23 protein-coding genes and 1 tRNA gene are annotated in these 22,786 nt (G+C 60.5%); 12 read left to right on the plus strand and 12 right to left on the minus strand.

All coding sequences use genetic code 11. From position 1 onward, the window contains the following. Positions 1-137 precede the first annotated feature (137 nt). A complete protein-coding gene (gene acs, locus KBZ22_RS00330) occupies positions 138-2,120 on the plus strand; it encodes an acetate--CoA ligase (RefSeq protein WP_255020603.1) in 1,983 nt (660 codons plus the stop codon). Here the strand turns inward: acs and KBZ22_RS00335 are convergent. From KBZ22_RS00335 to KBZ22_RS00350, 4 genes are all read right to left on the minus strand, one after another. Next, positions 2,117-3,847 carry a bifunctional diguanylate cyclase/phosphodiesterase gene (locus KBZ22_RS00335; protein ID WP_255020605.1) on the minus strand — a complete coding sequence of 577 codons (1,731 nt, stop codon included), beginning with the start codon at positions 3,845-3,847 and terminating at the stop codon, positions 2,117-2,119. The two genes, acs and KBZ22_RS00335, sit on opposite strands and share 4 nt — an antisense overlap. Then, positions 3,847-5,010 (minus strand): FIST signal transduction protein, encoded by a 1,164-nt coding sequence (locus tag KBZ22_RS00340; protein ID WP_255020606.1) that lies wholly within the window; start codon positions 5,008-5,010, stop codon positions 3,847-3,849. The genes KBZ22_RS00335 and KBZ22_RS00340 overlap by 1 nt, the downstream gene beginning before the upstream one ends. A gap of 88 nt (positions 5,011-5,098) precedes the next feature. Then, positions 5,099-5,833: a DUF1350 family protein gene (locus KBZ22_RS00345; RefSeq protein ID WP_255020608.1), complete on the minus strand. Its 735-nt coding sequence runs from the start codon at positions 5,831-5,833 to the stop codon at positions 5,099-5,101. Positions 5,834-5,835: 2 nt separating this feature from the next. Continuing rightward, positions 5,836-6,291, minus strand: coding sequence for a peroxiredoxin (locus KBZ22_RS00350; protein WP_255020609.1), 456 nt, complete (start codon positions 6,289-6,291; stop codon positions 5,836-5,838). 124 nt (positions 6,292-6,415) lie between these two features. On the opposite strand from KBZ22_RS00350, the gene KBZ22_RS00355 reads away from it, so the two are divergent. Together KBZ22_RS00355 and KBZ22_RS00360 are read left to right on the plus strand one after the other, a co-directional pair. Next, on the plus strand, positions 6,416-7,270 hold the full coding sequence (locus KBZ22_RS00355) for a 3'-5' exonuclease (protein ID WP_255020611.1): 855 nt from the start codon (positions 6,416-6,418) through the stop codon (positions 7,268-7,270). Positions 7,271-7,400: 130 nt separating this feature from the next. Further along, on the plus strand, positions 7,401-7,613 hold the full coding sequence (locus KBZ22_RS00360; protein WP_396111391.1) for a hypothetical protein: 213 nt from the start codon (positions 7,401-7,403) through the stop codon (positions 7,611-7,613). Between the two features lie 103 nt (positions 7,614-7,716). On the opposite strand, the gene KBZ22_RS00365 is transcribed toward KBZ22_RS00360, so the two are convergent. The 7 genes from KBZ22_RS00365 to KBZ22_RS00395 all read right to left on the minus strand — a co-directional run bounded on the left by KBZ22_RS00365 (position 7,717) and on the right by KBZ22_RS00395 (position 11,523). Beyond that, positions 7,717-7,790 (minus strand) — tRNA-Pro (locus tag KBZ22_RS00365). Between the two features lie 11 nt (positions 7,791-7,801). Further along, entirely contained in the window at positions 7,802-8,143 is a 342-nt protein-coding gene (locus KBZ22_RS00370; protein WP_254931489.1) for a hypothetical protein, read from the minus strand. Beyond that, on the minus strand, positions 8,140-8,334 hold the full coding sequence (locus tag KBZ22_RS00375; RefSeq protein WP_254997140.1) for a hypothetical protein: 195 nt from the start codon (positions 8,332-8,334) through the stop codon (positions 8,140-8,142). Before KBZ22_RS00375 ends, KBZ22_RS00370 begins: the two co-directional genes overlap by 4 nt. A gap of 13 nt (positions 8,335-8,347) precedes the next feature. Next, positions 8,348-8,644 (minus strand): hypothetical protein, encoded by a 297-nt coding sequence (locus KBZ22_RS00380; protein ID WP_106501877.1) that lies wholly within the window; start codon positions 8,642-8,644, stop codon positions 8,348-8,350. Between the two features lie 2 nt (positions 8,645-8,646). After that, a complete protein-coding gene (gene msrA / locus KBZ22_RS00385; RefSeq protein WP_255020613.1) occupies positions 8,647-9,345 on the minus strand; it encodes a peptide-methionine (S)-S-oxide reductase MsrA in 699 nt (232 codons plus the stop codon). A gap of 26 nt (positions 9,346-9,371) precedes the next feature. Continuing rightward, positions 9,372-9,650, minus strand: a complete 279-nt coding sequence (locus KBZ22_RS00390) for a hypothetical protein (RefSeq protein WP_254961114.1) — start codon at positions 9,648-9,650, stop codon at positions 9,372-9,374. A gap of 91 nt (positions 9,651-9,741) precedes the next feature. Beyond that, positions 9,742-11,523: an ABC transporter ATP-binding protein gene (locus tag KBZ22_RS00395; protein ID WP_255020615.1), complete on the minus strand. Its 1,782-nt coding sequence runs from the start codon at positions 11,521-11,523 to the stop codon at positions 9,742-9,744. A 76-nt stretch (positions 11,524-11,599) separates the two neighbouring features. On the opposite strand from KBZ22_RS00395, the gene KBZ22_RS00400 reads away from it, so the two are divergent. From KBZ22_RS00400 to KBZ22_RS00440, 9 genes are all read left to right on the plus strand, one after another. Beyond that, complete coding sequence (locus tag KBZ22_RS00400; protein WP_106501873.1) at positions 11,600-11,932, plus strand: DUF3288 family protein; 333 nt, start codon at positions 11,600-11,602, stop codon at positions 11,930-11,932. Positions 11,933-12,037: 105 nt separating this feature from the next. Beyond that, the gene (gene trpD, locus KBZ22_RS00405) at positions 12,038-13,081 is read left to right on the plus strand and encodes an anthranilate phosphoribosyltransferase (RefSeq protein ID WP_255020617.1); all 1,044 of its coding nucleotides are present in this window, start codon (positions 12,038-12,040) and stop codon (positions 13,079-13,081) included. Positions 13,082-13,103: 22 nt separating this feature from the next. Beyond that, the gene (gene carA / locus KBZ22_RS00410) at positions 13,104-14,240 is read left to right on the plus strand and encodes a glutamine-hydrolyzing carbamoyl-phosphate synthase small subunit (RefSeq protein WP_255020620.1); all 1,137 of its coding nucleotides are present in this window, start codon (positions 13,104-13,106) and stop codon (positions 14,238-14,240) included. Between the two features lie 95 nt (positions 14,241-14,335). Continuing rightward, positions 14,336-14,680, plus strand: a complete 345-nt coding sequence (locus KBZ22_RS00415; protein ID WP_254997131.1) for an STAS domain-containing protein — start codon at positions 14,336-14,338, stop codon at positions 14,678-14,680. 16 nt (positions 14,681-14,696) lie between these two features. Next, a complete protein-coding gene (locus KBZ22_RS00420; RefSeq protein WP_255020926.1) occupies positions 14,697-15,104 on the plus strand; it encodes a ribonuclease III domain-containing protein in 408 nt (135 codons plus the stop codon). Positions 15,105-15,119: 15 nt separating this feature from the next. Next, positions 15,120-16,868, plus strand: a complete 1,749-nt coding sequence (rlmB, locus tag KBZ22_RS00425) for a 23S rRNA (guanosine(2251)-2'-O)-methyltransferase RlmB (RefSeq protein ID WP_255020621.1) — start codon at positions 15,120-15,122, stop codon at positions 16,866-16,868. A gap of 61 nt (positions 16,869-16,929) precedes the next feature. Continuing rightward, complete coding sequence (locus KBZ22_RS00430) at positions 16,930-17,169, plus strand: DUF1816 domain-containing protein (RefSeq protein ID WP_254942822.1); 240 nt, start codon at positions 16,930-16,932, stop codon at positions 17,167-17,169. 57 nt (positions 17,170-17,226) lie between these two features. Further along, on the plus strand, positions 17,227-18,711 hold the full coding sequence (gene gatA / locus KBZ22_RS00435; RefSeq protein ID WP_255020622.1) for an Asp-tRNA(Asn)/Glu-tRNA(Gln) amidotransferase subunit GatA: 1,485 nt from the start codon (positions 17,227-17,229) through the stop codon (positions 18,709-18,711). 113 nt (positions 18,712-18,824) lie between these two features. Next, positions 18,825-22,367, plus strand: coding sequence for a DNA polymerase III subunit alpha (locus KBZ22_RS00440; RefSeq protein WP_255020927.1), 3,543 nt, complete (start codon positions 18,825-18,827; stop codon positions 22,365-22,367). On the opposite strand, the gene KBZ22_RS00445 is transcribed toward KBZ22_RS00440, so the two are convergent. Continuing rightward, the gene (locus KBZ22_RS00445; RefSeq protein WP_396111396.1) at positions 22,347-22,778 is read right to left on the minus strand and encodes a PAM68 family protein; all 432 of its coding nucleotides are present in this window, start codon (positions 22,776-22,778) and stop codon (positions 22,347-22,349) included. The genes KBZ22_RS00440 and KBZ22_RS00445 overlap by 21 nt on opposite strands. Positions 22,779-22,786 lie beyond the last annotated feature (8 nt).

Consider the following 22,786-nt stretch of genomic DNA (forward strand, 5'->3'; position numbering starts at 1 on the left):
GCATCACGACGGCCCATTACATGCCGGTGCAAGGAGCCTGAGACTGCGGCGCCAGCTGGTTTAATTTTTCTATGGCAACCGCCCGTTAGAGACCGCCTGTTAGAGACCGCCCGTCAGTAACCGCCTGTCTGCCTCCCATGCCTGATGCCACAACGGGCCCGACGATCGAATCGGTGCTCCAGGAGCAACGGTTGTTTGCGCCGCCAGCTGAGCTGGCCGCCTCGGCCCGTATTGGCTCTCTGGATGAATACCGGGCCCTATGCAGCAAGGCGGAAAGTGATCCCGATGCCTTCTGGGGCGACCTAGCCCGCAGTGAGCTGCACTGGTTTGAGCCTTTCGATTCGGTGCTTGATTGGAGTGATCCGCCTTTCGCCAAGTGGTTTGAGGGAGGCACTACCAACCTGAGCTTCAATTGCCTCGATCGCCACCTCGATAGCCCTCGCGCCGATAAGACAGCCCTGATTTGGGAAGGGGAGCCCGGAGACAGCCTCAGCTTTACCTACCGCCAACTGCATGCGGAGGTGTGTAAGGCGAGCAATGCACTCAAGGCTCTTGGCATCGGTAAGGGGGACCTAGTTGCCCTTTACATGCCGATGATTCCGGAGGCAGCCATTGCCATGTTGGCCTGTGCCCGCATCGGCGCCCCCCACTCGGTGGTGTTTGGCGGCTTCTCGGCCGATGCCCTGCGGGATCGGCTGATCGATGGCCAGGTGAAGGCTGTGATCACCGCCGATGGTGGCTTCCGTAAGGACAAGCCCGTGCCCCTCAAGCCGGCGGTGGATGAAGCACTCGCGGCTAATGGCGGCGCACCCAGCGTTGGTCATGTGCTGGTGGTTCAACGGATTAAGGGCGACTGCGCCATGACGGCGGGTCGCGACCACTGGTGGCATGAGCTGGTGGATGGCCAGAGCCCAGAGTGCCCCACCGAGCCCATGGCCAGCGAAGACCGCCTATTTGTGCTCTACACCTCTGGCTCCACAGGCAAACCCAAGGGGGTGGTACACACCACCGCCGGCTACAACCTCTGGGCCCACCTCACCTTCCAGTGGATCTTCGACATCCGTGAGGACGACATCCACTGGTGCACCGCCGATGTGGGCTGGATCACCGGCCATAGCTACATCGTCTACGGGCCGCTCTCCAACGGCGCCACCACGGTGATGTATGAGGGTGCTCCCAGGCCGAGCAAGCCAGGTGCCTTCTGGGAAGTTATTCAGAAGCATCGCTGCACGATTTTCTACACCGCCCCCACGGCGATCCGGGCCTTCATGAAGAGCGGCCGAGCCGTGCCCGATCAATACGACATGAGCTCGCTGCGGATCCTCGGCAGCGTTGGTGAGCCGATCAATCCCGAGGCCTGGATGTGGTATCGCGACGTGATCGGCCATAACCGCTGCCCGGTGGTGGACACCTGGTGGCAGACCGAGACCGGCGGCGTGATGATCAGTCCCCTGCCCGGCGCCACCCCCACCAAACCCGGCTCCTGCACCCTGCCCCTGCCGGGAATCGCCGCCGACATCGTTGACATGGACGGCGTTTCCCAGCCGGCTGATGCCGGTGGCTACCTGGCGGTGCGTAGGCCTTGGCCAGGGATGATGCGCACCGTGCATGGTGATCCGGAGCGCTTCCGCAAGAGCTACTGGGAGGAGATCAGACCCGCCGATGGCTCCTACTTGTATTTCGCCGGTGATGGCGCCCGCCGTGACGCCGACGGTTATTTCTGGGTAATGGGCCGCGTTGATGACGTGATCAACGTGAGTGGTCACCGACTGGGCACGATGGAAATTGAGAGTGCTCTTGTGAGCCATCCCGCGGTGGCTGAGGCGGCGGTGGTGGGCCGGCCCGATGAGCTCAAGGGTGAGGGGATCGTGGCCTTTGTGACCTTGGAGGCGGGTCGCAGCGGCGACGACGCCCTGATTGCCGATTTGCGGGCTCATGTGGGCAAAGAGATCGGGCCGATCGCCAAGCCCGATGAAATTCGTTTCACCGATTCCCTGCCCAAAACCCGTAGCGGCAAAATCATGCGCCGCATCCTGCGGGCCCTGGCCTCTGGCCAGGAAGTGACTGGTGATACCTCCACCTTGGAGGACCGTTCCGTACTCGATGCCCTAAGGGTTTAGGGGATTAAGGGAGCCTGGCGAAGCGGTTCGATGAAGGCGACGTCCGTTGACTCAATGGTGATTGGACGTCCAAACCAGTATCCCTGGCCGTAATCACAACCCAATTCGCGCATGCGATTCAGCTGGGCCTCACTTTCCACTCCTTCAGCCACTACCTCCAGTTCGAGAGCCTTGGCGAGGGTGAGGATTGTGGTTGCAATCACCTCATCTTCTGGATTCTTTCCCAATCCGCTCACAAATGAACGATCAATTTTAAGAACCCCTACCGGGAAGCGCTTTAGGTATAGCAATGATGAATACCCCGTGCCGAAATCATCAATTGCCAGTCTTAGGCCAAGATCCCGCAGTGCGTTGATAGTAGCCGTTGTCGATTCAATGTCATCAACAAGGGTTGTTTCTGTAATCTCTAGGTAAACACTAACTGGATTGATCCCTGTTGATTCTAGGATTTCTTTGATACGGTCCTTCACCCGTGGGTCGGCAAGACTGCGGGCAGACAGGTTTGAAGACAATCTCAGATTGCCTAGGCCGTGAATCTGCTGCCACCTGGCGATAGCAGCGCAGGCGATCGCAAACACACACATGTCGATCTCCTGGATCAGGCCACTGTCCTCGGCTTGTTCCAGAAAGGCGGCGGGCATCAGCAGTCCTAGTTGGGGATGTTGCCAGCGAACCAGGGCTTCAAAGCCTGTGAGGGTTTTGTCAACGAGGCGGAAGATGGGTTGTAAAAAGGGTTTTATTTCCCCGTTTTGCACCGCATTGCCGATGGACTCCTCTAACGAGAGACGTTGTTGGGCTTGCAGACGCATGGTCGAATGAAAGGTTGAGTGGCGACCACGGCCTAAGGCCTTTGCCTGATACATAGCCATGTCGGCATTTTCCAGCAGAGTTGATGGGCTATCTCCTAGTTGGGCAAAGCTGATGCCGATCGACACGGTGTGGCTGAGTTCGGAGCCAGCAACATTCACGGGCTGGCGGATTTCCGCGATAATCCGGCTGGCCAATTGACCGGCATCATCTCGGTGGCTTGTTCGGATGATAACGATAAATTCATCTCCCGATAGACGACCGACTAGATCATCATGGCGAACGACGTGTTTTAGGACACGACTGACGTGAATTAGTAGTTGGTCGCCGGCGCTGTGTCCATAGGCATCGTTGATCCACTTGAAGCGATCAATATCGATAAAAAGCACCGCGGTCAAAAGGGAGCTATCTACAGACAGATGATCAACCGCCGCCTGCAGGCGGTCCAGCACCATGCGCCGATTGGGCAGTCCAGTAAGGGCGTCATGAGTTGCTTGAAGAAGGGCGTCCTTACGTGCCTCTCTCTCCGATGTAACAGCCCTAAGCATTTTTATACTTAGTTCGATACTACGAGCCATAGCCCGAAGCAGGGAACGTTCTTCCAAGTCAAAGCGTTCGCCAAGACGGCCCACAAACAGCAGGTCCATGGGCCCCATAGGAGCCCAACAGGTACGTAAAATACCTGAACGTATAGTGATATCGCTGGGTTGATTGTTTAATTCCTCCAGAAGTAGTTGCCGGTCATCTTCTGATAGCCCGATGCACCAGTCAATCGATCGATTGCAGATGATTGCGGCCACCTCGGCATCAACTGACTCAGCCACCCGGTTGAGCACATTGCGGAGATTATCTGGATCCTCCGTGGAGAAGGCTGAGAGGATCTCAGAAAGCATGTGCAGGGACCAGGAGGTGGTCTCCATTAGCCGATCGCCAGAGTTACGAGGGTTTGGTTATGAAAACCTCCTGCGCCTTTTGTGCGGGCAATTTCCCCATAGGTGTAGAACCCTGCCATCGGTATGGCCCCGCAACTACTGGTAATTAAATCAGTTTCTTCATGTACTCGCTCTTCTGTAAATACTGCCCTTCGTGAGACGCAGTCGAATAGCAGTAAGCCAGCCGGCGGAACCCCGTTTAGGGCATCCACAGCCGTAATGCAGGACTGAGCCGCCGCATTAAGAACCGAGTCGAAATTGCCTTCAGTGAGGAAAGCCAAGGCTCCCTGGGGAACCTCTGCCACCAAGATCAGTTCTCGCCTATCGAGGTTGAAGCCGGTGACATGACGCATCTCGATTTTATCTCGCCGGCGTATTCCAATGGGGTGAGTCGCGGCAAAATTGGCGAATGCGGTGGGATCGGTCCGAACAATATCTTCCGGATTGAAGAAATCAAGGTATACATCTAGTGCTGGCTTATCTTCCAAAGTCGACAGAATGTTTCCCTTGCTCCCAGTGACCAACATAGGGTCACTTGCTGGGGTCCAGCCGTGGCTTACGCCGATGCCTAAGGGGCGGTCGGAACTAACTGCTGCTGCCACCACTGCCTGAGTCATAACCCTACGGCCATGGATCTGCCGGGTTCGGCTCATCGCCAGATAGTCGCCGGCGCAGCCTCCCACCAGGGGAACGTCTATTCCAGCTACGTCGTAGGCGCCGCGCACCACATCCATTTGATCACCGCAAAGGCCATCGGAGAGCACGATCAAGACCGTATTGGCCCGTTGCTCAAGATGGTCCAGGCAGTGGGCGGCCTCGGTTGCAGCCTGGCGCAGGCCGTGGGCATCACCCTGACCAGAACCCGTACTCACCTCGATTGCCGAGCCTCCCAGGGCCCACAGCACCAGGGAATTGGCCACCGCACCGTCTGGGGTGATTTCGCCAGATGTTGTGCATCCAATCACCTGCGTATGGGGAAAGGTCCCATGGAGCTGCTCGGCTATCGCCGCCAGATCAAAATTTGGCGCAAGCAGGGCCACGATCAGCTTGGGATCCTGGGGGCACTGCAGAGCCTGAAGTGCCTGCTCAAGGGCCTGGCCGGTGTCGTTTAACGAAGAGGCGCCTACCTTGACCCAGCTCTCAGCAACCATCGAAGTGACCAATGAGGCTGGCTCCTGCTTCGGAGCAAGTCCCCGACTGATACCCACAATTGTCTAGCCCCGAAGGGAAGAGTCAAATCTAGGACCCGCTGGCCCAAGCATCAACCGCGGCTGCGATGCCATCCAGGGATCTTCTTTTAGCGGGATCGTCGGCCCACTGGCCCAGCAGGCTCTGTCGCAGCCCCGCGCTAGCGGGGGCGAGATGATCGCCCGGGAATTCCTTCAGCAGGCTGGCATCTCCACTGCGACCTTGCAGCACCCCCAGCAGCCGTTGGCTTTGGTCGATTTGGTCTCGATTGAATCGCACCAATAAGTTGCGGGGTTGGAGATAGGTGCGAGCCACCTGCTGCAGGGTTTCCTCCGGTGAGGGGCTGAACTCGCTGCGAAAGTTGAACTGCTGACCGAGCTCCGCCAGCAGTGGTATCGAGCGCTCGGCTGAGAAGTTGTTGAAGCTCAAGGCCACTAGGCCGGCGCCCCCCCGCCCCCCATCGGGTGCCAGCAGGTGCAGCTTGCAGCCCAGGCTGTGGCCAAGTCGCAACATCAACCTGCTGGAGTCGCCCTCTTCTCCATCCGCATCACGCAGCTGACGGAACCGGCGCCAGGCGTTATTGGCCTGATCCTGGTGGTCGAAGCCAGGCACATAGGTCCAGGCCCTAATCCGCCAGCCCCTAGCCGCGAGTGCCTCCAGAAGCCGGCGGTAGCTGAGTTGGGGGGTCGCCGCCAGGTAACTGCCACCGATGAATTCGAGCGTGCCGCGGTTGGGTCGCTTGGCCTCCAGTTGCCAGATATCGCCGCGCTGCCGCCAGCCAGTCATGGTCAGAGGGCGAGGCGTTGCAAGGCCGCCCGCGCTTCGTTGCGATGGGCTGCGCCATCAAGAAGGTTGTTAAACACATGGCGGATTACGCCTTCGCCGTCGATCACGTAGGTGGCCCGGCCTGGCAGCAACCCAAGCACATTTGGCACTCCGAAGGCTTTGCGTAGGGCGTTGCCTTGGTCCACCAGAAGCGGGAAGGGCAGGTTGTGACGACTGGCAAAGCGCTGGTGGCTGGCCTGGTCGTCGCCGCTGACACCCCACACCTCAGCTCCCAGGGACTGAAGGTCGGCGTAGCTGTCACGGAAGGCACAGGCTTCAGCGATGCAGCCTGGGGTGTGGTCCTTTGGATAGAAGAACAGCACCAATGCCTTGCCGGCTAGCTGATCGCTGCGGTGCCCCTCACCATTTTGATCATTAAGGGCAACTAGGGGGGCTCGATCTCCGGCGGCAAGTGCCATCTAAATCAAATTGGGCAATCGTTTTCACCCTAGGCAGCTGTCCTGGTTGCCGTAGTCGTTGTTCAAGTCGTAGCTGTTTTTCTAGCGGTGGGCTGGGACGATGGGTTGAGCGACGCAGGCAGATGTGACTGGCCCTATCGAGGAACAGCCAAGCCTCTGGCAGCAGAGCGACCTGCTGAGCCTGGTGAGTGCAACCCCGGCCTTGAGCCCAGCGCCCCAGCCCAAGCAGGTTGTGGTTCGTGATCCCAGCCCTTCCAACTGCGATCCACAATCCCGATCAGCACTTATCAACCTGCTGATCCTGGACACGGAGACCACGGGTCTGGAGCCGGTTTCAGCCCAGTGCATCGAGGTCGGAGCAGTTCTGTTTCATGTACCCAGTAGGTCGGTATTGAGCCAGGTTTCCTTTCTTTTGCCAGCTGCTGCCAACCCGGCGGAGCATGTCAATGGCATTGCTGCTGAAGTGACCAGACTCTCCCAGCCCTGGCAGGCGGGCCTCCAGCATTTCCTTGCCCTGCTCGCCGGGGCCGATGCGGTGCTCGCCCACAACGCAGCCTTTGATGCGAAGTGGTTTGGGCTGGGACCGCTGCCGGCTATTGACAAGCCATGGATCTGCTCGATGGACGATATCGAGTGGCCGCCTGAGCGACACCTGAGGACGGCCCCTTCGGTGCGCGATCTGGCCTTGGCCTACGGGGTGCCGGTGTGGGCTGCCCATCGGGCCCTTACCGATTGCACTTACCTAGTTCAAGTATTGGAGCGATGCGCCAACCTCGAAGACCTCTTGAATGCAGCTATGGAGCCGAAGCTGCTCTATCGGGCCAATCTTCCCTATGCCGAACGGCATAAGGCCAAACAGGCAGGCTTTCGCTGGAATGAACCGGTGCGAGGCGCCTGGAGTCGTCGACTCAGCACGCGCCAAGCCCAGGCACTGGCTTTTGAGGTCCAGAGGGTGGAGGCCGATTCAGAAGTGGCCTGAACGCCCGGAACTGGTGCCCATTAGTCATGGTTTTTCTTCCAATCTCCGAAGCCGAACGGCGCGTTATCGCCATTTGGCCGTGACCGCCACAGGCTGAGTTGGTAGTTGTCATGGATCCATGGCTGGTCGGATGCCGCGGCAGCGGCTGTTCCGCTGGCAGGCCGTGCGCACTTGGGCACGGCTGATCCGCGAAGCCGAGGGGCTTTGGCGGGTCGATGTGCGCGATCTGCGCAGGGTCGGCGCCCATGAGCTGGGTCAGCTGCTGCAGGAGGTGCCGCCCCGGCTGCGACGTCGCGTCAATCTCTGGTTGGAACGTCTGAATGTGAGCACCAGGTTGCCCTAATTGCCTGCATGCCCTAACGGCAAGCGGCGGCGGGGCATAAAAAAACCGGCTGGGGAAGCCGGCATGGAAGAAGGTCACCTTGGTAATCGGTGAATTGTCGAAATCGGAGCGACAGGATTTGAACCTGCGACCCCCACTACCCCAAAGTGGTGCGCTACCAAGCTGCGCTACGCCCCGGCAGATCGAAGTTACCACAGCGCTTTGCGCTGTTTCAGCCGGCGTATCAGCCGTTCTGTGAGGCGCTCCCGTCCCAAAACTGCATACCCAGGAACCCGCAGGCGACGGGCTAGTTGCCGCAGTTCACCGACCCCCAGGCCTGCCAGCCGCAATTCGGGCAAGCGGCTCCATACGGCTGAGGCCGCAGGCAGGTCCGAACCTTTGCGATTGGCTGAGAAGCTCAGCAGGGCGCCGCCAGCCATCCACTCAGGCACCAGCACAAACAACACGGCCAGCAACCCATAGAGCTCCACAAGCCCCTTAGGCAGAGGATGCAGGGGGCGGTTGCGTGGCCTGGGCTCGAGCTTGCTCACAGCAGGGGGGCCTTGGGGTCGTTCAACCAGCCGGACGGCTGACCGGTCGGCTGACCGGAGGGCCTATCGCGCCATTGCAGCTGGGGTTCGGGCCTCGGGTTCAGTTTGACGCTCCAGAAGATCAGGGCAAAGCAGAGCCCCAGGGTGATGAGTAACCCAAGAATCACCAGGCGATCCGGTAAGGGGTTCACAGCGCTTTCCTGCTCATACCTGGTCAGTGCGCAGACACTCCAACCTTCTGAATTGCTGCTCCATAGTCAGCACATCGCCTCTGAGTACCAAGGTCAGTTGCTCGTTGCGATAACGGATGCCTGGTAGGTCTGAGGCCTCGCGAAACATGGTGGAGCGGAAGCGTCCGGTGAGCAGGGAGGCTTGGGCGTCATTGCGCTCCAGGGTGACCCGGCTCTGATCGGGGCAGATGAATTGTTCGGTGATGCCGTAGTCCTCCCACCAGGGCGACCCCATTGAGAGCAAGGCGAGGGCAAGCAGCGGCATGGACATGCTCAGGCCAGCTGAATTGGGGCATTCTCCCCCCGCAACACGCAGTGGGCCACCGTCCAGTCATAGGAAGACCACACCCGTGGATCGAGCTTGTAGGCCGAGCCCGCAAATTCCCCGAGCCTTTGGCCGCTTGGCTGGGCCGAGCAGTAAGGCCGGCTGCCGGGTTTGGCTAGATATTGCTGGTGATATGGCTCCGCGTACCAAAGGGTTTGATTGCTGCGCAGCTCAGTGGTGATCTCCCCAAAGCCAGCACTGCTCAACAGGGCCTGGTAGGCGTCGCGGCTGGCCTCTGCTAGGGCCACCAGACCAGGATCATCCGCATAAATCACCGAGCGGTACTGGCTGCCCCGATCATTGCCCTGGCGATTCCCCTGGGTGGGGTCGTGGCACTCCCAGAACAGCTTCAGCAAATCGCTGAAATCGATCAGGGCCGTATCCCAGACCACCCGCACAACCTCGCTGTGGCCCGTGCGTCCAGAGCAGACCTGGTCGTAGCTGGGTTGCTGGATTGAGCCACCGGCGTAGCCCACGGCTGTTGTAACCACGCCAGGCAGGCGCCAAAAGCCCTTTTCGGCCCCCCAAAAGCAGCCGCAACCGAAAACCACCTCTGACTGGCCGCCCTTTATGGCTGCATCAATTGGGGTGCCCAGTACAACGTGGGGAGCTTGGGCCTGAGGGGTGCCCTGAAACAGGCCGAACACGCTGCTAATTGCAATGAAATCGGAGCCTAGAGAGTCCCTTTAGTTGCCGCGTCGGGCTCAAAGGCAATGTGATTAAGAAGAGTGGTGGTGAAGGCGAACAGCAGGAACGGCAGGGAAAGCACCAGGATCAGGCCCACACCCACAAGGGCAAAGATCGGCTTGCTGGCCCCCATCAAGGCCAAGCCAGCCGCCAGGCTGGCGAAGATCACCAGCATCCAGATCAAAATCTGCCCGTAGATGTCGCCAAAGGTCAGGGTGCAGCGCAGCCGGTAGGGCAAGCCGGTAATCGGGGCAACTGGCTCCATGGATGCTCCTAGGCGTGGAACGCAAAAGGCGACACCATCCACCTAAGCCCCATCTAGGTCACTTGGCTGAACAGCTCAACAAGTATTGAGATCAGCCGGCAGACCTCAACTGTTCCGTTGCCTGCTCCCTATCCCAAAGGCGACGGTAGGTGCCGCGCTCAGCCACAAGCTCGCTGTGGTGGCCCTGCTGCACTAGCAGGCCCTCTTCGAGCACCAGCACTCGATCACAGGCGGCAGCCGCCGACAACTGATGGCTGATCATCAATACGGTGCGACCCAGACCTTGGTCATTTGACTGGGCATTGGCCTGCTCACTGCGAATCGTGCGCAGGATCTCGGCAGCGGTGGTGTTATCGACGCTGGCTAGGGCGTCATCAAGCACCAATAGGGGGGTGCGAACCAGTAGGGCCCGCCCCAGGGCTGTGCGTTGTCGCTGGCCGCCGCTAAGGGTGATGCCTCTCTCCCCCACCAGGGTCTGGTAGCCGTCGGGAAATCCCTTGATGTCGCCCTCAAGCCTGGCCTGGCGAGCTGCTGCCTCGACCCGCTCAAACGGCGCATCCGGCTCGCCATAACGCAGGTTGTCGGCCAGGCTCGCGGTAAACAAATAGCCCTCTTGGGGTACTAAGCCCACCTGTCCCCGCAGTTCAGCCAAATCCAGAGAGGTGATGTCGACCCCATCGAGCCAAAGTTGGCCGGGATCGACCTCGACCATGCGCCCCAGGGCACGGGCCAGGGTGGTTTTGCCGCAGCCCACGGGCCCCACCACTGCCACAAGTTCGCCGGGGTGGAGCTCAAAACTGACGTCCACCAGGGCTGGTCGAGGCGCGTTGGGATACCGCACGGTGAGGCCGCGGGCCTCCACAGCCCCCCGACCGGGCTTGGCTGGGGGAGTTGGTGAAGCTGAAGAAACGATCAAGGGCCGCCGTCGCAGCAGCTCCTCTACCCGCTCCAGGCTCACCTGGCCGGTTTGGAAGGTGTTGAGGGTGAACCCAAGCAGGGCAGTGGGGAACACCAGCCGCTCCACAAACAGAATCAAGGCGACCAGGTCGCCGATGCTGAGGCGGCCACTTTCAAGTTGGCCACTGCCCAAGGCGAGTAGCAGCAGCAGGCTGATGGACGAGATGCCCTCCAGCAGAGGAAACAGGGTGCTGCGGGTGCGGGCCAGATTCAGGGCAGCATCCCGGTAGATGCGGTTGCGACCGGCGAAGGCGGTCTGCTCGGTGCTCTCCTGGCCGTAGATCTTGATGGCGCTGATGCCGGAGAGGTCCTCCTGGATCAGGTCGCTTAAGGAGGCCAAGGCCTCCTGCTGGCGGCGTTGCTGGCGCATCATGCGACCGCCAAACAGGCGCACCACCATCAACATCAGGGGGTAGAGCCCAACCGCCGCCAGGGTCAACCAGCCGTCGATGGAGAGCATCGCTGGCAAGGTGAGCGCGTAGGCCAGCACCGTGTTGGTGAGGCTCAGCACGGCGAAGCCCAGGAGCCTGCGCACGTTTTCGACGTCGGAGGTGGCTCGGCTGATCACCTCGCCGCTGCCTGTGGTCTGCACCCAGCCGGGTTCCTGCTTGAGCAGGTGATCAAAAATCTGTTGTTTGAGCTCGGCCTCCACCTGCCGGCCTACCCCAAACACCAGCATGCGTGAGTAGAGCCGCACCGCCCCCATCACCGTTGCCAGGGCGACGATCAGCGCCGCCTGAGCCAGCACGTCTTGAAGTGCGAAACCATCCTGCAGGTCGTCGATTACCCGCCGCACCAAAAGGGGAATGGAGACGCTCAGCAGGTTCACCACCACAAGGGCGGCGACGCCGATTAACACCACCTTGCGATGGGGCCGAAGGTAGCGACGGATCAGATCCAGCCGTAAGGCTCCCATCAGGGGCCGTTTTCACAGGTCCCACCAACCTAGGCAGCTGCTTTTCCGGCAGGCTGGCCTCAGCAACAGCTGCGCCATGGCTTCCGCTCCTTCCCAATCCGGCAGCAATGATCAAAGCCATCCCCTTTACGCCACGGATCGCGAGGTGGTGGATCGGCTGCTTGCCGCTGAGGTGCCAGCCGACCACCACCTGGTTGATGCTGCCCGTTTGTTGATGCGCTACGAGGCCTTTCCCGGTGCCCGTGATCTCAGCTCAGATTTGGCCAAGACCCTGCGCTTGTGGGGAATTAGCCGTGAAGATCTGCACAGCCGCACCCAGGCAATCTGGGCAAAAGGTTTTCGGCCCGCACCAGCAGCCAGTGAGGCGGTGGGCTCCAGCTTTGACACCGCTGACCAGGAGCAGACCTGACATTTTGCCAAGGCAGTCATCGCCATTTACCCCTTCTTCGGGTGATAGTGGATAGGTCCCCATCACCCGGCCCGGAGTGCTTTGCACCCGGGCTTTTTACTAGCTATGCCCACTGTTCAGTCCTGGCCTGCCCTGTTGGACCAGCTGCTCAATGGCGAGTCGCTGTCGGCCCAACAGGCCACCGCGCTGATGCAGGGCTGGCTGAGCGAACAGATCGATCCAGTGCTTACCGGAGGGTTGCTGGCCGCCTTGCGAGCCAAGGGAGTTAATGGCGAGGAGCTGGCAGCCATGGCTGAGGTCTTGCGAGAAGCTTGTCCGCTGCCGGCTTCCCGCCCTTCTATCGCGCTTGTCGATACCTGTGGCACCGGTGGCGATGGGGCCGACAGCTTCAATATTTCAACGGCTGTGGCGTTTGTGGCTGCCGCCTGTGGCGCCAACGTGGCTAAGCACGGCAACCGCAGTGCCAGTGGTCGGGTGGGATCAGCCGATGTGCTGGAGGCAGTGGGCATTCACTTGCAGGCCCCCCAGGAGCAGGTGATTGGTGCTTTACCAAGTGCGGGGGTGACTTTTTTGTTTGCCCCTGGTTGGCATCCGGCGCTGGTGGGGCTGGCCCCCCTGCGCCGCAGCCTGGGGGTGCGGACTGTTTTCAATCTGCTGGGCCCATTGGTAAATCCCCTGCGGCCTGAGGCCCAGGTGCTCGGGGTGGCCCGGCCTGATCTGCTCGATCCGATGGCTGAGGCTCTGGCCCGGCTGGGGCTGCGCAGGGCTGTGGTTGTGCATGGTCAGGGCGGCCTTGATGAGGCCTCCCTTGCTGGAGTTAATTCGCTGCGACTGGTGAAATCTGGTGTTGTGAGCAGCGACCAGCTCGACCCTGAGGCATTGGGCTTGCAGCTTGCCCCGATCGCCGATCTGGCAGGTGGAGATCTCGCCACCAACCGAGCTATCCTCGAAGCTGTGCTCCAGGGTCGAGCTAGCCGCGCCCAGGCTGATGTGGTGGCCCTCAACGCAGCGCTGGTGCTGTGGGCCGCTGGTTTGACCGACTCAGTCGCAGCTGGTCTGAGCTTGGCCCAGCAGGCCATCGCCAATGGAGCTGGCTGGAAAGTTCTAGAGCGGCTGCGCGCCGCCCTGCCAGCCCCCGTTGCGGGATGATCAAAGCAACTGCCCTGAACCCGTGAGCGAGTCCGCTGCCACTGCCTTGCTGGTGTTGGCCGACGGCACCGTGCTGAGGGGTGAGTCCTTCGGGGCCCGGGGCACGGCCATCGGAGAAGTGGTGTTCAACACCGGCATGACCGGCTATCAGGAGGTCATGACCGACCCGAGTTACTCCGGGCAGTTGGTCACCTTTACCTACCCCGAACTGGGCAATACCGGGATCAACGCCGCCGATCAGGAGGCGGATCGCCCCCACGTGCGTGGGGTGATTGCCCGCCAGCTTTCACCTCGTACCAGTAGCTGGCGCTCAGAGGGTGATCTAGATGGCTGGCTTATACGCCATGGCGTAGTTGGAATTCGAGCAATTGATACGCGAGCTCTGGTGCGTCATTTACGTGATGGCGGCGCGATCAACGGCGCAATTTGCAGTGATGGCACCTCGGCTTCTGCCCTGCTTGATCAAGTCCGCTCGGCCCCTTCGATGCAGGGCCTAAACCTGGCGGCATCAGTTACTACTCCTAATCCTTATCACTGGGATCAAACCTGTGGGGTCGCTTTTGATGCCCGTATGCAATCCCAGCCCGATCGCCCCTACCGGGTGGTGGCCATTGATTTCGGCATCAAGCGGGCGATCCTCGAGCGTCTTGCGGCCCACGGCTGCGAGGTGACCGTGCTTCCAGCCGATGCCAGCTTGGAGCAGGTTCTCAGTTACAAGCCCGAGGGAGTGTTCCTGTCCAATGGGCCCGGCGATCCGGCCGCCGTTAGCTCTGCTATTGAGCTCGCCAAAAGTCTTATCGCCCTGCCCAATCTCCCCCTGTTTGGCATCTGCCTTGGCCACCAGATCCTGGGGCTGGCCCTTGGAGGCACCACTTTTAAACTGGGCTACGGCCATCGCGGTTTAAATCACCCTTGCGGCAGCCCAGGGCAGGTGGAGATCACCAGCCAAAACCATGGTTTTGCCCTCGTACCCGAATCCCTGCCCGCCGACCGAGTGCGGGTAACCCACCACAACCTCAACGACCAAACCGTGGCTGCTCTGGAGCTGCTTGAGGCACCGGTGTTTGGTGTTCAGTACCACCCGGAGGCCAGTCCCGGTCCCCACGACGCCGACCATCACTTCGCGCGCTTCGCCGCCCTGATGGCCAGCCGCCGCTGACACATTTTTGTTGCGTCTTCTGCAGCGGCAAAATTGCTCCCTACACTTCGCCCCAGAACGGATCGAGGACTGGAGCCATCAACGACCTGCAGCGATTGACTGTCTCCCTGCGAGGAGGCTTCGAGCAGCAGGCCCACTGCCAGCTGTTCAGCTTCACTGGTCAGCTGGATGCCTACTCCGACAAACAGTTCGGCGAATTTGTGGCCTCTCACCGCGGCAATGGTCAGCCTTTGGTGATCGACCTCAGCCACATCGACTTCCTCGACTCGTCCGGTCTTGGCGCCTTGGTCCAGCTTGCTAAGCAGTGCAACGGCGATAAGCAGAAATTTTTGGTGGTGGGTAATGCCCGGGTTGTTCAAACCGTGAAGCTGGTGCGCCTAGAAGAATTTCTGCACCTTCAGCCCGACCTCGAAACAGCCCTTGGCAACCTCGCCGCTTGAGCAGGGAAAGGCTGAGCTGCGGCCCGCTTCGAGCTGGCTAGCTGGCCTTGCCCCCCGTCCTCCCCAAGCCGAATTAGGCCCGCTACAGCTGGCCTGGCTGGGTGATGCGGTCTGGGAGCTTCATCACCGCCTGCAGCGCTGTCAGCGTCCAGGCCGTTCCCACACCCTGCACCAGGAGGTTGTGCAGGTAGTGCGTGCCGACGCCCAGGCTCTGGCACTGGAGAAGCTTGATCAACAGCTCACTGATGCGGAGCGAGACCTTGTGCGCCGGGGCCGCAATCGGGCTGGCAGGGGCCCCCGGCGGGGGGATGCGGCGGCCTACGGCCAGGCAACTGGCCTTGAGGCCCTGCTTGGTTGGTTGTTTCTCCACGAGCCTGCTCGGTTAGCCGAGCTGCTAGATCACTTGCAGGAGATCGATCCATAACCTGCAGACAACGCCATGAGCCCACGATTTGAACGCCGTCCCGAGAAGCGGACGGGGGGCGGCGCCCGCGGGGCTGGCCGTCCTCCCCGCTTCAGCGGTCCCAAGCCTGAATGGCGCCGCGATGGAGCTGGTGAAGGCCGTGAGGGCCGTGAGGGAAGAGAAGGCCGTGAGGGCCGTGAAGGGCCAAGAGATCGGGAGCCCCGGCGAGAGACCGGTGCACGACCCGCCCCCCGGGGTGTCTCCCGCTTCCAGCCCCGCCGCGATGGGCCAGCCGACCGCCCCAGTAGTCGCGGCGAGCGCCGCCCATTTGAACGGCGTGGTGACAGCGAGCGACCATCGTTCGACCGTCCGCCTGCTCCCCGTTTTTCCAGCGATCGCTCCGGCTCAGACAGCAAGCCCTACGAGCGGCGACCCGGCGGCCGCTTTGAAGGTCGTCCCCAAGGCCGCCGTCCCGACTCTGGTCGCCCAGATAGCCGTCGTTTTGAGGGTGGGGGTCGCTTTGAAGGGGCCGGTCGCCCTGATGGTCGCCCTGTTGGCCGACGTTTTGACACGGGGAACCGCCCAGCGCCTGGCAGGTTTGCTGGCAAGCCGCTGATCGTCGACGCCGATACCCTGCCCCCAAGTGGTGATGCGGAGCGCCACAGCGTCGATCCCAGCGCCGATTTGATCTGGGGCCGGCATCCAGCCCAGGCGGCACTTGAGAGCGGTCGACCGATTCATCGCGTCTGGTGCACTCCAGAAATGCGCTTCAGCCCCAAGTTTCTGCAGCTGCTGCGAGAAGCCAAGGCATCGGGAGTATTGGTTGAGGAGGTCACCTGGGCGCGCCTGGGTCAGCTCACCGGAGGTGCCGTGCACCAGGGCATCACCCTGCAAACAGCGGCAGCTGAGACCCTTGATCTACAGACCCTGATGGAGGGCTGCGCAACCATTGGTGAGCCGGCCTTGCTGATGGCGGTCGACGGTCTTACTGATCCCCAGAACCTCGGCGCAATTGTGCGTAGTGCCGAAGCCCTGGGTGCCCATGGCCTGGTTTTGCCCCAGCGCCGCAGCGCTGGACTTACGGGCTCGGTGGCCAAGGTTGCAGCAGGTGCTCTTGAGCACTTGCCCGTGGCAAGGGTGGTTAACCTCAACCGCGCCCTCGACACCCTCAAGCAGGAGGGTTATCGGGTAGTGGGTCTGGCAGCCGAAGGCACTGTCAGCCTGGAGGAGGCCGATCTAGCTGGGCCTTTGGTCATTGTCACCGGCTCTGAGGGTGACGGTCTCTCCATGCTCACCCGCCGCAACTGCGATCAGCTGGTGCGCATCCCTCTGCGTGGCGCCACACCAAGCCTTAACGCCTCTGTGGCTACCGCCCTGCTGCTCTATGAGGTGGCACGGCGTGGCTGGATGAAGGGGTTGAGCGGTTCCCAGCCCGCGCCCCGCTTGGTGCGCCCCCAGCTGCCGGCTCCAGCCGCCAGCCCTGAGCCTGAGGAAGAGCCCACGGCAACCGAAGCGAGTTCTGCAGAAGCCCAGCAACTGCCCACAAGCCAGCCGGATAGATCTCCTGAGCTTCTTCACGATCAGGAGCCCGAGCTGGAGCAAGAGGTAATGCCGGAAATCGAGCCAGAGGATCAGTCAGAGCTATCGGAAGAGCACCAGATTGCTGCAGCGATCACGCTCAACCAGGAACTTGCCAACCAGGAACCGGTCAACCAGGAACCGGTTATTGACCTGGGTATGGAGCCAGCCGCCAAATCTGGTTTCCTTGGGGATATTCAACTGTGACTCAACCCTCAAGCCACGGTACCGACGCCGGGCAGAATGGATTACAAGCCGCTCCTGCCTCATGAATCCCCTGCTGTGGCCAGTGCGCAGCTGCGCTAATGGTCTGGGCCTGGCCTGGTGGGCACGGGTAGAAACCCACTCTCCCAAAGCTGTTTATTGGTTTGGCCCCTTCGTGCGTCGCGGCACCCTGGAAAGCCATCTGCCGGCTTTCTTGAACGACCTCCGAGCTGAATCTCCGGGTTCTCTGGATCACCAGTTACTGCGCACCCGGCGCGGCGAACCGCTCACCGAGCTCGACTGAGGGCTAGTGGCCGTTGCCGCTGGCTGATAGCGTCCAATCCAACAGGCAACAGGGTTGATGGGGATCGCTGATTCACTCGAACAGGGGATTGCTCAATGGCGTCAGCAGCTGCGCAATGGTGAGGTTTCAGCCCGTGAACTCACCGATCACCATCTGGCCCGCATCCAGGCGGTTGATCCCACCGTTCACGCCTATCTGGAGATAACTGCCGAGCGGGCCAGGGCAGATGCGGATCGGATCGACACCCGCCGCGCTGCTGGAGAAGATTTGCCACCCCTGGCAGGTATTCCTCTGGCAATCAAGGACAACCTCTGCACTAAGGGGGTCGCTACCACCTGCTCCAGCCGCATGCTGGAGCACTTCGTTCCCCCCTACGAGAGCACTGTTACCGACCGACTTTGGCAGGCGGGAGCTGTCTTGCTTGGCAAGACAAACCTCGATGAGTTCGCCATGGGCAGCTCCACCGAGACCTCAGCCTTCGGCCCCAGCCGCAACCCTTGGAATCCAGAGAGGGTGCCTGGTGGTAGCTCCGGTGGCAGCGCCGCCGCGGTGGCTGCAGGCGAGTGCATCGCCGCCCTTGGCTCCGATACCGGCGGATCGATTCGCCAGCCCGCCTCCTTCTGCGGGGTGGTGGGATTGAAGCCCACCTATGGCCGCGTCAGCCGCTACGGCCTGGTCGCCTTTGCCAGCTCCCTCGACCAGGTGGGCCCGTTCACCAACTCGGTGGCGGATGCGGCCGAGCTGCTGCAGGTGATCGCCGGTGCGGATCCTCGCGATGCCACCTGCCTGCAGGCCCCCGTGCCCGATTACGTCGCCGCTCTTGACCAACCTGTTGCAGGTTTGAGGGTAGGCATGGTGCGCGAGTGCTTCGAAGCTGAGGGACTTGATCCCCAGGTGAAGGCTGCGGTGCTGGCCGCTGCCGCCCAGTTGGAGGCCCTGGGCTGCGAGCTGGTGGATGTGAGCTGCCCCCGCTTCAACGACGGCATCGCCACCTACTACGTAATCGCGCCATCAGAGGCCTCTGCAAACCTGGCCCGCTACGACGGTGTCAAATTCGGCTACCGGGCCCCGGATTCCACCAGCCTTGCCGAGATGACCGCCCGCAGCCGGGCTGAGGGCTTTGGCGACGAGGTGCAGCGCCGCATCCTGATCGGCACCTACGCCCTCTCGGCCGGATATGTGGACGCCTACTACAAGAAAGCCCAGCAGGTGCGCACCTTGATTCGGCGCGACTTTGACCGGGCCTTTGAGGCAGTGGATGTGCTGCTCACCCCCACCTCGCCCACCACGGCCTTTGGCTTTGGCGCCCACAGCGACGACCCCTTGGCTATGTACCTCGCCGACCTGCTCACCATCCCGGCGAACATGGCTGGCCTGCCTGCCATCAATGTGCCCTGCGGCTTTGATCTCGAGGGCCTGCCGATTGGTCTGCAGCTGATCACAGGAGTGCTTGAAGAGCCGCGCCTGCTTCAGGTGGCCCACAACTACGAACGGGCCGCCCAGGTGATGCAGGCTCGGCCAGTGGCCCCATTTGTGCCCTAGGGACTGACCCCAGATCTAGTGGTTTTGCGCCGGTCTGGCGCGCAAATGACACTGGATCTTGCGTGGTCGCCTAGCTTGGGTTGGCTTCCGACGCCTTCCGGCTAGACCTGCCCTTGGCCTTCGTTCCGCTCCACAACCACAGCGACTACAGCCTTCTAGACGGGGCGAGCCAGTTGCCGGCGATGGTGGATCGGGCTGTGGAGCTGGGCATGTCAGCCCTTGCACTCACCGATCACGGCGTCATGTATGGCGCCATTGAGCTGCTCAAGCTTTGCGCCAAGGCCGGGATCAAGCCGATCATCGGCAATGAGATGTATGTCATCAATGGCTCCATTGATGATCCTCAGCAGAAAAAGGAGCGCCGCTACCACTTGGTGGTGCTGGCCAAAAATGCGGTCGGCTATCGCAACTTGGTCAAGCTCACCAGCATCAGCCACCTACGCGGCATGCGAGGCCGGGGCATCTTTGCCCGTGCCTGTATCGACAAGCAATTGTTGAGCCAGTACAGCGAAGGTTTGATCGTGGCTACTGCCTGTCTGGGAGGCGAAATTCCTCAGGCCATTTTGCATGGCCGGCCAGATGCGGCGCGAGAGGTTGCCAGCTGGTATAAACATACTTTTGGCGACGACTTCTACCTCGAGATCCAGGACCATGGGGGCATCGAAGACCGCATCGTTAACACCGGGATTGCCCGCATCGGTGCCGAGCTGGGCATTGAACTGATCGCCACCAATGATGCCCATTACCTCAGTGCCAACGACGTAGAAGCCCACGACGCGCTGCTTTGCGTACTCACAGGCAAGTTGATCAGCGACGTGAAACGTCTGCGCTACACGGGTACGGAATACATCAAGGGGGAGGCCGAGATGCTCTCCCTGTTCAATGACCACCTTCCTGCCGAGCTGATTGAACGGGCTGTTGCGAACACAGCCAAGGTGGCTGAAAAGGTGGAGGCCTACGACATCCTCGGCCGCTATCAGATGCCCCGCTTCCCGATCCCGACTGGGCACACAGCGGTGAGCTATCTCACTGAGGTGGCCGAGCAGGGCCTCCGGCAGCGCCTACGCCTGACTGATGACGTTAGCTTCGAGCCCCAATATGGCGATCGCCTCGCCTTTGAGCTCCAGGTAATGGAGCAGATGGGTTTTCCCACCTACTTCTTGGTGGTGTGGGACTACATCCGCTTCGCCCGGGACAACGGCATACCTGTGGGGCCGGGTCGTGGTTCAGCTGCGGGTTCCTTGGTGGCCTACGCCCTAGGGATCACCAACATTGACCCGGTTACCAATGGCTTGCTTTTTGAGCGGTTCTTGAACCCTGAGCGCAAGTCGATGCCGGATATTGATACGGACTTCTGTATCGAACGGCGTGGCGAAGTTATCGACTATGTAACTAAGCGCTATGGCGAAGAAAAGGTGGCCCAGATCATCACATTCAACCGCATGACATCAAAAGCGGTGCTCAAGGATGTGGCCCGCGTACTTGACATTCCCTATGGCGATGCAGATCGCCTTGCCAAGTTGATCCCTGTGGTGCGGGGCAAACCTGCCAAGCTCAAGGAAATGATCGGAACCGAATCACCGGCTCCAGAATTTCGCGAGAAATATGAAAAGGACCCAGTGGTACAGCGCTGGGTTGATATGGCAATGCGTATTGAGGGCACAAACAAGACCTTTGGCGTACACGCGGCTGGTGTGGTGATTGCAGCGGAGCCCCTTGATGAATTGGTCCCCCTGCAGCGCAACAATGATGGCCAGGTGATTACTCAATACTTCATGGAAGATGTGGAGTCGATGGGTCTATTGAAAATGGACTTTCTCGGCCTCAAAAACCTGACAATGATCGATAAAACTGTCGATCTTGTGCAGCAATACAGCGGCATCAAGGTTGATCCTGATGATCTGCCTCTTAACGACGCAGGTACCTATGCCCTGCTTGCTCGTGGTGATCTGGAGGGCATCTTCCAGCTTGAATCCAGTGGCATGCGCCAGATTGTGCGCGATCTCAAGCCTTCATCGCTTGAGGACATCTCTTCTATTTTGGCCCTATACCGGCCCGGTCCGCTTGATGCAGGTCTGATCCCTAAATTCATTAATCGCAAGCACGGTAGGGAGGTAATTGATGTAGCCCACGAGAAGCTTGAGCCGATCCTTAAGGAGACTTATGGGATCATGGTTTACCAAGAGCAGATCATGAAGATCGCTCAGGAATTGGCTGGCTACTCCCTTGGCGAAGCAGACCTGCTGCGGCGGGCTATGGGTAAGAAGAAAAAGAGTGAGATGGAGAAACACCAGGGACTTTTTGTTAGTGGCGCCACGGAACGTGGCGTCGAACCGCGAATAGCGGAGGCACTTTTTGAGCAGATGGTTTTGTTTGCTGAATACTGTTTCAACAAGAGCCATTCCACCGCCTACGGAGCGGTTACCTATCAGACGGCTTACCTAAAGGCCCACTACCCTGTTGCCTACATGGCGGCGCTGCTCACAGTCAATGCCGGAGACTCGGCCAAGGTGCAGCGATATATCGCCAACTGCAATGCAATGGGTGTCGAGGTGATGCCCCCTGATGTAAATGCTTCCGGCATCGATTTCACACCCGTTGGTGATCGGATTCTTTTTGGTCTTTCGGCCGTTCGCAATCTGGGTGATGGGGCGATTCGACAGTTGATTGAGGCCCGCTCTGGCGATGGTTGTTTCAACTCCCTAGCTGAGCTATGCGATCGCATTCCTGGTCAGCAGCTCAACCGCCGCGCCTTGGAGGCCCTGATCCATTCAGGAGCACTTGATGCCCTCGAGCCTGTGGGCAATCGCGCCCAATTGATGGCGGATCTGGATCTGGTGATCGACTGGGCCAGCTCCCGTGCCAAGGATCGGGCCAGCGGTCAGGGCAACCTCTTTGATTTGTTTGGCGCCACCCCCGCAGCCGACTCTGCTGGGGGTTCCGATGCCACCGGCCTTGGCGATATCAGCACCGCCCCCAAGGCGGCTCCGGTGCGCGATTATCCCCCAACCGAAAAACTCCGCCTGGAAAAGGAGTTGGTCGGCTTCTACCTATCAGACCACCCCCTGAAGCAGCTGGCCCAGCAGGTGAAGTTGCTATCGCCGGTCGCTCTGGGCAATCTCGAGGAGATGGCCGACAAGGCCAAGGTGAGCGCAATTGTGATGGTGCCTGAGCTGCGCCAGGTGAACACCCGCAAGGGCGACAGGATGGCCGTGCTTCAGCTTGAGGACCTAACCGGCAGCTGTGAGGCGGTCGTGTTTCCTAAAAGCTATGCCCGTTTAGCCGACCACCTAATGGTGGATGCGCGCTTGCTGGTGTGGGCCTCGGTAGATCGCCGTGATGATCGAGTCCAATTAATTGTCGAAGACTGCCGCTCCATTGACGATCTGCAGTTGTTGATGGTCGATTTGCCTGCCGATCAGGCCGCCGACATAGCCATTCAGCACCGCCTGCGCGAGTGCCTCCATCGCCACAAGCCGCCACAGGACGAGGCTGGCCTGCGAGTGCCTGTGGTGGCACTGGTTCGTCAGGCGGGCCAGACCCGCTTCGTGCGGCTTGGCCCCCAATTTTGCGTAGGCGATGTGGGCGCAGCCCTTGATACCCTCACCGCTGCCGATTTTCAGGCCCGAATCAGCTCACCGCTCTTGGCGGCCTGAGCTGGTTGGCTGATTACCCGCACCATTGCGCATCGACTTAATCGAACTGCGCAAGCGGCTGATATTTAGTCCGATTTGCTCGGTGCCGAACAAGCTGCCTGGCTTCTCTTCCCAGCTTGCGGAAAGCACACCAAAGCTCAGGCCCAACAGCCCTAGAAAAAAACATCCACCCGATGCCGCCAAGGTGGCACTTGGTGGAACGTCAAAAATTTGGCGGCTTACTAGCAGGTAGCTACCAACAAATACGCCCATGCCCATGACAGTGGGAATGCCGGTGCCGATTGCAATTCGGCGAGCCATGCGATTGGCAACCGCATCAGGGATTACCTGCTGGCTGGGGCCGGAACGCCGGGGCGGTTTTGGGTTGCCTTTGCCCGATTGGGCGCGACCCTGCATTCCCTTTCCGGCCATGGCTACCT

The sequence above is a fragment of the Cyanobium sp. L1E-Cus genome, assembly GCF_024345755.1.
GTDB classification, from domain to species: Bacteria; Cyanobacteriota; Cyanobacteriia; order PCC-6307; family Cyanobiaceae; genus Cyanobium_A; species Cyanobium_A usitatum.